Genomic DNA, 10,952 nt, shown 5'->3' with positions numbered 1-10,952 from the left:
CATATCCCCCATCCCCATGAATATACTTTAGTTACACCCCAAGAAGTTCAAACTTTGCATAGGTTCCTTCAATCAACATTTATATTCCATGGGAGGTGGTCATCCTGTCGCAATCATCTGGTCCCTTTTCCTTTGTCGTCTCAAAAGAAGACTGGTCCCTTCACCGCAAAGGCCATCAGGATCAGGAACGTCATCAGCAGAAGGTCAGAGAAGCTATCAAGGATAATTTGCCGGATCTCGTGACCGAAGAAAATATTATTTTGTCAGGCGGTAAGCAGATTGTAAAAGTTCCGATCCGCAGCCTGGATGAGTATCGAATCATCTATAACTTTCGTAAGCAAAAGCATGTAGGACAGGGCGACGGGGAAAGTCAGGTCGGTGATGTACTTGGGCGCGATTCACAATCTGCACAGCCCGGTAAAGGGGAAAAAGCAGGCGATCAACCCGGTCAAGATACTGTGGAAGCAGAGGTCAATCTGGAGGATCTGGAGGACATCTTGTTTCAGGATATGGAGCTGCCTCATCTGAAGCCAAAGAATAAGGAAGAGATCGAGGTTAAATCTATCATCTTCAACGATATCCGTAAAAAAGGTATGATGTCTAACATCGATAAGAAACGTACCCTTCTGGAGAATCTGCGGCGTAATGCAAGCAGAGGCAATCCCGGAATACACAGCATAAGTCCTGATGATCTGCGGTACAAAACATGGGATGACATTAGAACGCCTCACTCGAATGCGGTCATTATTGCGATGATGGATACGTCAGGTTCGATGGGTTCTTTTGAAAAATATTGCGCCCGTAGCTTCTTTTTCTGGATGACCCGCTTTCTACGCCGCCAGTATGAAAAGGTGGAGATTGTCTTCCTTGCCCACCACACGGAGGCTAAAGAGGTCAGCGAGCATGATTTCTTCACTCGTGGTGAGAGTGGGGGGACCATCTGTTCCTCCGCTTATCAAAAAGCGATTGAGATTATCGATAGCAGATATCCTCCAGCGCAGTACAACATTTATCCGTTTCATTTCTCTGATGGCGATAACCTTACTTCTGATAACGAACGTTGTGTGAAGCTAATTGGAGAACTGCTTAAACGGAGCAACATGTTCGGCTACGGCGAAGTAAATCAGTACAACCGCAGCAGCACATTAATGTCTGCTTATCGTCATCTGAAGCACGAACAGTTCATGCATTATGTCATCAAAGACAAAAAAGAAGTGTATCAGGCGCTAAAGACCTTCTTCAGTCAAAAGGGTGTTGTTAATTCATAACTCCTTCACTCAAAAACGCGGATGTCCCATCAGCCATTTTATGGTTTTTGGACACCCGTGTTTTTTGGCGTTTCTCTCCTTTGAAAAAAACATCAAAAATTAACCTCTTTCTATGCAATAGCACTGGAGTCCGAAACCACATAAAAGGCGATTAATCGCTAAAAAGCGTCTTCTGAATCCGAAAATATCAGGAGATGAGCTAGAAATTGCGTTTAGGCAACTGAAGAGTAAGCGATGTTTCGAACGCTTTGTGTTTCGCATTTCTGGATCACACCCTTCCATTGCTGGAGGATCACGATTCTTGTTTTTGATTAGGGAAACTTGCATCAGCATCGGAATATTGACCTATCCATATAAAAAACCTCCATTCCAGAGCTTGGGAAGGGAGGCTTTTTTCATAATGGAAATCTATTTAATTCTCCAAAACTGTTCCACAATACTATTATTACCACTCAGAAAATAGATGGCAGGAGAAGTCATATTCCAAGTGACTGAAAACTCTACTGCCTAATGTACCTTCTCTCTATCCTTACCTTTGTCAGATTCTCCGGCATTTTTATTCGCTGCTTCCCGGTCTTGCATCATCTCGTCCACTGTCTTTACCTTCAGGCGAGCAGCGCCTTCATTGTTGGCATTCGTTGGAATAATCTCCCCTGAAGCTAAGCGTTCCTTCGCTTTAGCAATAGCTTCGCTGTATTGAGGCAGCCACTGCTCTCCAGCTACGAGCATCTCATCGACCATCTGCCAAATTTCTTTTGGATTACATACGGCACCTACCAACGGATCCATCATAAACGCTTGACGCAGTAGCTTGTCATCACCGTGTACAGCAGCTTCGACGGCTAAACGTTGCACTGAGATACTAACGTTGCACACTGCGGCTGCTCCTAAAGGCAATTCACCCACAAGCGGCATCGATATACCGTTCCGATCCACATACCCCGGTGCTTCAATGATCGCATCATCTGGCAGATTTGAAATTACGCCATTATTCACAGTGTTAAAGTGACCTCTGTACACTCTGCCCGTTTCCAATCCTTCGATAATGAAAGAACCATGCTCTTCTCCGCGATTCTCCACCGTATATTCCAGTGCCGAGTCCTTCATCCAATTCGGAAAATCCGTTTCGAACCAATTCCGTCCTTCTGTGCAGACACGCAGATATCCACCGGTCTCACCGTTAATCCAGCTTCCGAGATCAATCCAATCCATGATTTCCTCACTGCGTTTACGGTACCATGGCACATATTCACTTAAGTGACCATTGGATTCTGTACTGTAATAACCAAAGCGGCGCAGCATATCAATTCGAACTTTTTCCGTGCGACTAAATTCCGGATGATTCTCAAAAGCTTCTAGAAGACCTTCGGTCAAATCCTTCCCCTTATGACTTGCTGAAATGTACCAGGTCTGATGATTGATACCTGCACAAATAATATCGACTTCCGATTTCTTCAAACCATACACATCTGCAATTTGTTGATGCCCATGCTGTACTCCATGACACAGACCAATAGTCCGCACACCACCGTATTTGTTGCAAGCCCAAGTCAGCATCGCCATAGGGTTCGAATAGTTAAGCAGGAGTACATCCGGGGCAGCCATCTCCCTAATATCACGGCAAATATTCAGCATTTCCGCAATCCCGCGCTGCCCGTACATGATGCCTCCCGCACAAAGAGTATCACCTACGCACTGATCAACTCCGTATTTCAATGGAATATCTACATCCGTTGCAAAAGCTTCAAGCCCACCCATACGAATAGTACAAAATACGTACTTTGCATCCTTCAGCGCTTCTCTGCGATCCGTCGTCGCCTGGATTTGAATATCTAATCCATTCTCTTTAATATCACGTTGGCACAGCTCGGTAACCATCTCCAAATTGTGACTATTAATATCCATAAATGAGACTTCAATATTTTTAAATTCCGGCACGGTTAGTAAGTCCCTCAACAATCCACGGGTAAATCCAATGCTGCCTGCCCCTATAAAAGACACTTTAAATGACATCCTGATCATCCTCCGGTAATGAATTGGTTGTTCCTGTCCATTGTAGCAATTGAACTGAGGGAAGCGTTACCAAAATCATGACCTCTTTTGAAGGAAGGTGTCAAATATCCTAACCTATCTTCTACTGAAGATCCTTCTCTTCATAGCTCCAGGAATGGCGCTCAATAGAATTGCGATATTCTACAGGTGTACAGTCGGCGTATTTTTTGAAGAGGAGATGAAAGTATTGTCTGCTGCTAATTCCTACATAATCGGCAATTTCAGCAATCGGAATATCACTCTGTCCCAGCAGCATTTTTGCTTTTTCCATTCGGAGCATATTCAAATAATCACTGAGTGTCCGGCCAGTATGTGACTTAAAAATACGATGCAGATATCCTGGATGCAGATTGACTGCGGCAGCGATATCCTTAACCTGGATACTTTGGTCATAGTTCTGATACAAAAATTCGATACTCCGCCTGACATAGAGCTGTGAAGGCTGTTGGTTGGCACGAAGTTGATCCTGTCGCAAGCTAGATAATCTAAGCATAAGCTCACAGAACAATAAGTCAACCATACTTCCACCTTTCCCGCCACTTTGATCGAGCTCCAGTACAAGTCCTTTTAGAACATGATAAAGTTCCTCTGGATCAGTCATGACTAGACTGGAAAAGGGAATCTTTAACCATTCAGCAAGCGCCTTTTCTTCTCGAGCGAGCTTGCCGATCGATGGAGCAACCCCTGTATATTCCATAAATCCAAACTCTACATTCAGCATTCGACAAGGCGATCCATCCTCGACAATCAGTCTGTGCGGTACATTTGCATCGAGTATGATCAATTCTCCCCGCTTTAACTTAAATCTCTCTTCTTCATCTGCTCTTGGACAGACATCCACGACACAACTTCCTGAGATCAAATACATGATTTCGGTTGAATTATGCTGATGGTAAGACATGCTGTAATTGTTCCACTGTTTATAATAGTAAGCAAAAAAACGAGGACTATAATCCCCTTCAATTAATGCCTGCTGAAAAAGACTCCCACTAAGACTTAGATGCAAATTCGTCATTCGATCACTCCTTTCTTCTATTAAAATGTTAATCCAAGTGTATCTCCCAAACCACTTCTAAGACAAGAAGAGCTCCTTGAAGTCATTAAGTTAGAAAAAACGAGCAAAACTCCATTACACAGGAGAATTACTCGTTTTATTGTTTTTATTATTAAGATGTAATTCTCATACTTGAAAAGAAACCATAGATTGCTTAAGGTCTGCTGCTAAGCTCTCTAGCTTTTGGGATAAGGATACTAGCTCCTCACTTACAGTAAATTGCTGTGAAGACATAGAAGCTACCTCCTGCGTCGAAGCCGTCGTCTGCTGCACAATGGAACTGACACTCGCCATGGATTCACCTAATTGACGCTGAAACTCTATCAGTTCATGAATAGAAGCAGAGGATTCACTAAGATGCCCCATAAAGTGTTCCATTTCCTCTTTGACACTTGCAAAGATCGTCGACGACTCACGTACGGAAGAAATCTGCTCACGAAACTTTGGAGCGGTCTCATTGATATCTTTAACCGTGTTCTCAATGTGTAGACCAATCTCTTCCGTAATCTTGGAGACCGATTGGATCGACTCATTCGATTGGTTAGCAAGCTGTCTGATTTCATCAGCAATCACTATAAAACCTCTACCAGCTGCACCAGCTCTTACCGCCTCTATAGTGGCATTTAGCGCCAAAATATTGGTCTGCTTATTTACGGCAATCATAGGACTAAGAATACTTCGAATTAAATGAGTACTCTCTCTTAGCTTATTGGAGTTCTCTTGTATTCGATTGAACATCTCCACCGTAGATTCACTCTGCTCTACTAGCAGCTTCATCAGCTCTGTCCCCTGATCACTAACCTCAATAACTCGCTCCGCCGAAGCGTCCATTACTGTATTTAGTTCAGTTACTTCACTCATCTTGCTGCCAATGATTTCGACATTAGAATGGCTTCTTTCTGCTTCGACAGCAAGGCTAGCTGCTCCAAGTGCAATCTCACCTGTAGCGGATGCAACCTCTCTGGCATGAAGTGAGGTTGTACCTGATGCTTTGACTAATTGTTCCGAAGTACCAAGCACTTCATCCGCTGACATCTCACTCTGGCTTGCAAGCAGAGAAATTTGCTCCATCATTTTGTTAAAGCTATGCCCGAGCCGGCCAATCTCATCCTTACCCTTAAAATTTGTTCGTACACGAAGGTTTCCTCGCTCACCTTCTTCCATTAAGGTCGCCAGTTTACCTAGTGGACGCCCAACCAAACGAACAAGAACATAACCAATTAACAGGGCTATCACGGCAGCTGCAAGCACCACAGAGAACGTAATATAAAGAAGCTTGTCCGCCGACTTCGTAAAATCACTAACTGGTGCATATCCCATGAGTGTCCACTTAGCGGTCGTTAAAGGCTGATAAACGACAAGCTGAGGACTTCCCTTCTCATCGGCTGCTGTAAATGAATGATTCTTTTCTATATCTTGCTCTTCTGATACTTTTATGTAAGAGGGTTGACCCAGTTTAGCATTATCCGTACCATAAACAATGTTACCATCTGTGTTCAAAATTCGAATCTCACCGGTCATTCCAATCTGAAGATTAGATAACATTTCAGTCATGGCCTTCCCTTTAACTTCGATCAGCATGTAGTACTCCGCTTCAGGATGCAATAGATTGCGAAGCAATCTCCCCATAGTTAAAGATGGTTCAGTATAAGCATCAAAGAAGCCCTTCTCACGAACCGGAAACCATACTGGCTCTCCTTTAGCATCTTCAATTTGTTTCAGTCTCTCAGCAATACCTTCATCACTACGGAGACCACTAATACCTGCAGATTTATAAGATTCTGTTTCTTCCAAGCTCTTAGATACCAGTCTGACGCCATACATCCGCTCATCTGAACCTTTAACTAAGTCTAGCTTTCTGCGAATCCGATCTTCTGCAGCAACTTTAGCTACCGTTGTAAGTTCACCACTATTTATTTTTTCCAAGTCACCTTTTAATGCGGAGTCGAGTGCAAATTGCCTCGAAAGCGCTTCATATTCGGTTAGAACAAAATCCAGCTTGTCCGCTGCTTGAACTACAGACTGTGAGGAGGCCGAGGCAACCTCATCTGTAATGATATCTTTGGCAGCAAAATATGAAGTCAATCCTAGAACAGTGGATAAGAGCACTATGGAGCTGAAAAGAATAACGAACAATTTTATCCCAACTGATCTAAACTGTAGAGTCCATAGCTTTTTCATTAAGTTCACTCCCTATGATGGAAAAAGGGTACAGCCTTCCATTTCTGTACAAAGGCTGTACCCAGTTCATTCTTTAGTATGAAGCGAAATTGTTACCCCTTACTAGCTCCTGCAGTCAATCCATCAACAAGCAGACGTTGCAAGAATACAAACAAAATCATAATCGGGATAGAGATCAGAACAGCACCGGCAGAGAATAAGGTAAAGTTAGTGTTTTGGTTCGTGTTAACCATATCCCACATTCCGACTGCGACGGTCCAGTTCTCCTTCGTCCGCAAAATAAGTCTGGCGAAAATGAAATCCACCCAAGGACCGACAAATTGAGTCAGTGCCATGTAAGTGATCATAGGGCGTGACAAGGGAAGAATAACTCGCATAAATATTCCGAAATTGCTCGCCCCGTCAATTCGAGCTGCCTCATCCAAAGAACGAGGAATCGTGTCGAGGAAGCCTTTGGCGATAAAGGTTCCCCCAAGCGGTGCCCCAGCTGCATAAACGATAATCAAGGCAATATGTGTATCCAGCAAATTAAACTCCTTAAGGAGCATATAAATAGCAATCATACTCATAAAACCAGGGAACATACCAAGAATTAGAACGGTGGATAACGCTGTTTTACGCGCTTTAAACCGGAATCTGGATACAGCATAACTAGTTAACAAGGTAAGTACTACACCGATAAGCATGGAGAACACGGCTATTTTCAATGTATTAGCATACCAAGTCCCAAACATATAACTCGGCGATGTGAACAATTCTCTGTAGTGATCGAAGGTGAATTGCTCAGGGATAAATGATTTACTGTACAGTGATTTACCAGGCCGGAAAGAAGCAAATAGAATCCAGAGGGCCGGATAGAGTGCCGCTATCGACAAAGCAATCAAGATGATGTAACTACCACTTAAGCGAATAAAGTTCGCGATCTTTCTGCTCATTGGATCATATCCTCCTCTTTGAATGATTTCGTCCGGCGGTAATTGTACAGGGAGAATGAAGCAACAATGATAAAGATAATAATCCCTATTGCCGAAGCCATGTTGTTTTTATTCTGATCAAGTGTTAATTTGTATAGCCAGGTTACTAGCAAGTCCGTGGAACCGGCATATTGATAATCACCATTTACAGGACTACCACCTGTTAATAGGAAGATCGCATTAAAGTTGTTAATGTTACCTGCGAACTGCGTAATTAGAGTAGGCGCTGTGGAGAACAATACCATCGGTAGCGTAACAATACGGAACTTCTGATAACCCGATGCTCCATCCACTTCAGCTGCTTCATACATATCCCGAGGAATTGTAGTCAGTACGCCCATAATAAGTAACATCGAGACTGGAATACCAACCCACATGTTTACAATAATTACGGTAACCTTAGCCCAGAATGGATCTGTCAGCCATGGCAATCCGCCCATTCCAAAATACCCGAGGTATTGGTTGATAGGGCCGAATTGACCGTTAAATAGATTGCGCATGAGCAGCAAAGAGATTAACTGCGGTACTGCGTAAGGCACAATCAGAATAACTCTCCACATTCCTTTGAAACGAATACCCTTTTGGCTCACCAGTAAGGCTACCAATAGTCCTCCGAAATATGTAGTAATCGTTGAAAGAACTGCCCATATAATCGTCCATGTTAATACGCCATAAAAAGTGTGACTCCAGGTTTTGAGAACCAATAAATTACGGAAGGTCTGAAATCCAACCCAGTCAACCAATTTAGCGGGTGGAAGATGATCAGGTGCGGAATAGTTCGTAAACGCTAGCAGGATCATGAAGATGATTGGCATGATCGTAAAGAATAGAACACCAATACCCGGCAAGACCAAGAACGTCTGAGCGAACTTATAATCCAGTATATAGCGAACACTTTGTTTAAAGGTGTTTGCCTGAAGACCGTTATCGCGTTTCTCTCCAGTCTTATAAGCATCTTTAATGTTCAAATACCAAGCGAGGATTATGATGATAAGCATTAGGATGGTGATCAAGCTTTGAATCAAAATATAAATCGAGTGATCCCCAGCTACCATCTTAGCGATGCCTTTTACTTTTACCAACCGGCTAGGGTTTTCTCCTAGTGTAACAAAACCCCATAATGCAGTAGCAAGATTCTGAATAAAATAATAAACAGCGGCGGCTTCTACAACTAAAAACATGATTCCTTTGATGAATTGGCGGTTATATATTTGTCCCAATCCCATGAAAATCGTCGACAGTACTGCGGCCCTCGTGCGATGTCGCTGCATTTCGCTTCCGTTCTCCTCTCCGAGTGAAAATAAGAAGCTGCCCTCCGCTAAACATGCGACGGGCAGCTTGATTCACTGTATGCTGTTAAGACTGTGATTTATGATCCTTATTGCGATGAACTGTTGTTCAAATCTTTGATTTGTTGAACGGCTTTGTCCATTGCTGCTTTTGGATCTACATTCTTATCCCAAATTTCTGGAAGCGCTGCATTTACAGGGCTCCAAACGTTACCCATTTCAGGGATAGAAGGCATTGGTTGGGAACTCTTAGCTTGTGCTGCAAAAGCGGATACGAATGGATCGTCAACGATTTGTGGATCAAGAAGCGCTTCATTGTTTGTAGGAACAGAACCGATCGTTTTGTTCAGTAACAATTGAGCGTCTTTGCTTGATGCAAAATGAGCGTACAATTTAGCAGCATTCGGATATTGAGTAAACGAGTTAACCGCGAAAATCTTGATACCAGAGAATGTAATAGCTGTTTTGCCATTTACTGTAGGGATCGGTGCGATACCAAGGTTATCTCCAAGAGCTGCTTTGTATCCTCCAAGCTCCCAAGGACCTGTGATATCCATCGCTACATCACCTGAGTTGAACAAGCTGCGTTTGATATCACTATTGATATCTCCGCTCTTAATTGGCAATGCTTCTTTCATTTTCACAAATTCTTTAAGGCCTGCAATCGCTCCATCGTTAGCAAGTCCGATATCTTCTTTATCAGTACCGTCCTTACCAAAAAGATATCCACCATCAGAAGCGATAAACATGTAGTTGAAGTACAGGTTTCCTACTTCCCACATAATTCCGTATCTGTTCTTGGATTTATCTGTGAATGTTTTGCTGAAAGCAAGAACATCGTCGAAAGACTTAGGTGCTTCTTTAACGAGTGATTTATTGTAGAACAATGCATAAGTTTCTGCTGCTCTTGGGTAGCCATACAATTCGCCATCGTACGAAGATCCGATAATTGAAGCTTCAGTATTGCTAGCTTTTGTTTCTTCACCGAAGACGTCATTAGGAAGAACCAAGCTCGCACTTGCCGCTTTACCTAAGTTGTCGTGAGGGATAAGAACAACGTCTGCTGCTAATCCTGAAGGACCATCTTGCGTAAGTTTAGTTACTTGATCTGGTGGTGCCAACTCTTCAATCTTGACTGGAACGTTATATTTTGCTGTGAACTGCTTAGCAATTTCATCTGCGAATGGTCTTTCTTCCTTACTTTCCCATACAACTAGTGTCGCTCCATCTTCAGGCACAATTTCTTCTGTTGCTGCTGCATCTGTGGTCTCTGGTGCTGCAGTCTCTGTAGTGTTGTTAGCAGCATTAGTAGCTTTTGCTGCGTTGTTACCCCCGGTATTCCCATTGTTGTTCGAACCACACGCTGTAACGGACAGTGCCATAGAAACAGCAGCGGTGATAACCATCACTTTTTTTAACTTCATTACTTTAACCCCTCCCAATTTTAAAAAAGCATAAGATGGTAAAATAGTAGAGCTAGAAATTTGCGCAAACGATTTCAGAAAAGCTAAAAAAAAAGTTGTTCTTTTAGCTCGCTCCTTCTAAAGCTGCATTTGGCAGTGCAAGAAAGCGCTTCATTCATGAATACATCATACAACAGTATCGTTTGTTTTTAAAAACGTTTGCACATACCATATTTGACCATTTTCCATTAATTTATAAACTATATAGGCATTTATCTCCATTTTTCACATGATACCTCTTAATTAATCGATTATTCATGTGTTTAAAAATGGAATTGCTATTTTATTTGCCCCTGATATGCCACAAATTCACTTTTCCAATAGATTTACAATTTTCAGGCAGTAGAAATGCACATATACTCAAGTGAAAATTTGTGCAATGGTTTGAACAAGAGTATTGAAAGCCCTTTTATTCCATGCTATAATCCAAATCGTTAAGAGGCTATCCAACACGAATCATTGCATCTATTGTCTGCCTCCTGTTCTATATAATTAAAAGGCAATGTTACTTATGAAAGGTACAACCTCGGACAAGCTACTTCGCGGCGGTTGTGCCTCTTTGTTATGTACAAGTTTGCTTCATCATTTGCGCATGTTGCATAAAAAACTGTGCAACCATAACAATAGCGACATTCTAAACCCCACGCGCTGTGGTGAATTGTTCGGGAAAG

General features: G+C 42.6%; 7 protein-coding genes. 1 reads left to right on the top strand and 6 read right to left on the bottom strand.

Annotated features, from left to right (window positions below; genetic code table 11):
* Positions 1-104 precede the first annotated feature (104 nt).
* Positions 105-1,268, top strand: coding sequence for a sporulation protein YhbH (gene yhbH / locus ACN6MV_RS09160; RefSeq protein ID WP_076121114.1), 1,164 nt, complete (start codon positions 105-107; stop codon positions 1,266-1,268).
* Between the two features lie 507 nt (positions 1,269-1,775).
* On the opposite strand, the gene ACN6MV_RS09155 is transcribed toward yhbH, so the two are convergent.
* The 6 genes from ACN6MV_RS09155 to ACN6MV_RS09130 form a co-directional block, all read right to left on the bottom strand.
* Positions 1,776-3,281, bottom strand: a complete 1,506-nt coding sequence (locus ACN6MV_RS09155) for an alpha-glucosidase/alpha-galactosidase (protein ID WP_375102408.1) — start codon at positions 3,279-3,281, stop codon at positions 1,776-1,778.
* Between the two features lie 121 nt (positions 3,282-3,402).
* A complete protein-coding gene (locus ACN6MV_RS09150) occupies positions 3,403-4,335 on the bottom strand; it encodes an AraC family transcriptional regulator (protein WP_419886197.1) in 933 nt (310 codons plus the stop codon).
* A gap of 165 nt (positions 4,336-4,500) precedes the next feature.
* Positions 4,501-6,555, bottom strand: a complete 2,055-nt coding sequence (locus ACN6MV_RS09145) for a methyl-accepting chemotaxis protein (protein WP_419886196.1) — start codon at positions 6,553-6,555, stop codon at positions 4,501-4,503.
* Positions 6,556-6,647: 92 nt separating this feature from the next.
* On the bottom strand, positions 6,648-7,490 hold the full coding sequence (locus tag ACN6MV_RS09140; RefSeq protein ID WP_042125831.1) for a sugar ABC transporter permease: 843 nt from the start codon (positions 7,488-7,490) through the stop codon (positions 6,648-6,650).
* Complete coding sequence (locus ACN6MV_RS09135) at positions 7,487-8,800, bottom strand: sugar ABC transporter permease (RefSeq protein WP_042125830.1); 1,314 nt, start codon at positions 8,798-8,800, stop codon at positions 7,487-7,489. The genes ACN6MV_RS09140 and ACN6MV_RS09135 overlap by 4 nt, the downstream gene beginning before the upstream one ends.
* 107 nt (positions 8,801-8,907) lie before the next feature.
* Positions 8,908-10,242 (bottom strand): maltose ABC transporter substrate-binding protein, encoded by a 1,335-nt coding sequence (locus ACN6MV_RS09130; protein WP_042125829.1) that lies wholly within the window; start codon positions 10,240-10,242, stop codon positions 8,908-8,910.
* Positions 10,243-10,952: the final 710 nt, after the last annotated feature.

The organism is Paenibacillus sp. B-A-8, assembly GCF_048572915.1.
GTDB lineage: Bacteria > Bacillota > Bacilli > Paenibacillales > Paenibacillaceae > Paenibacillus_AQ.
This window is presented reverse-complemented; position numbering and strand designations above follow the sequence as displayed.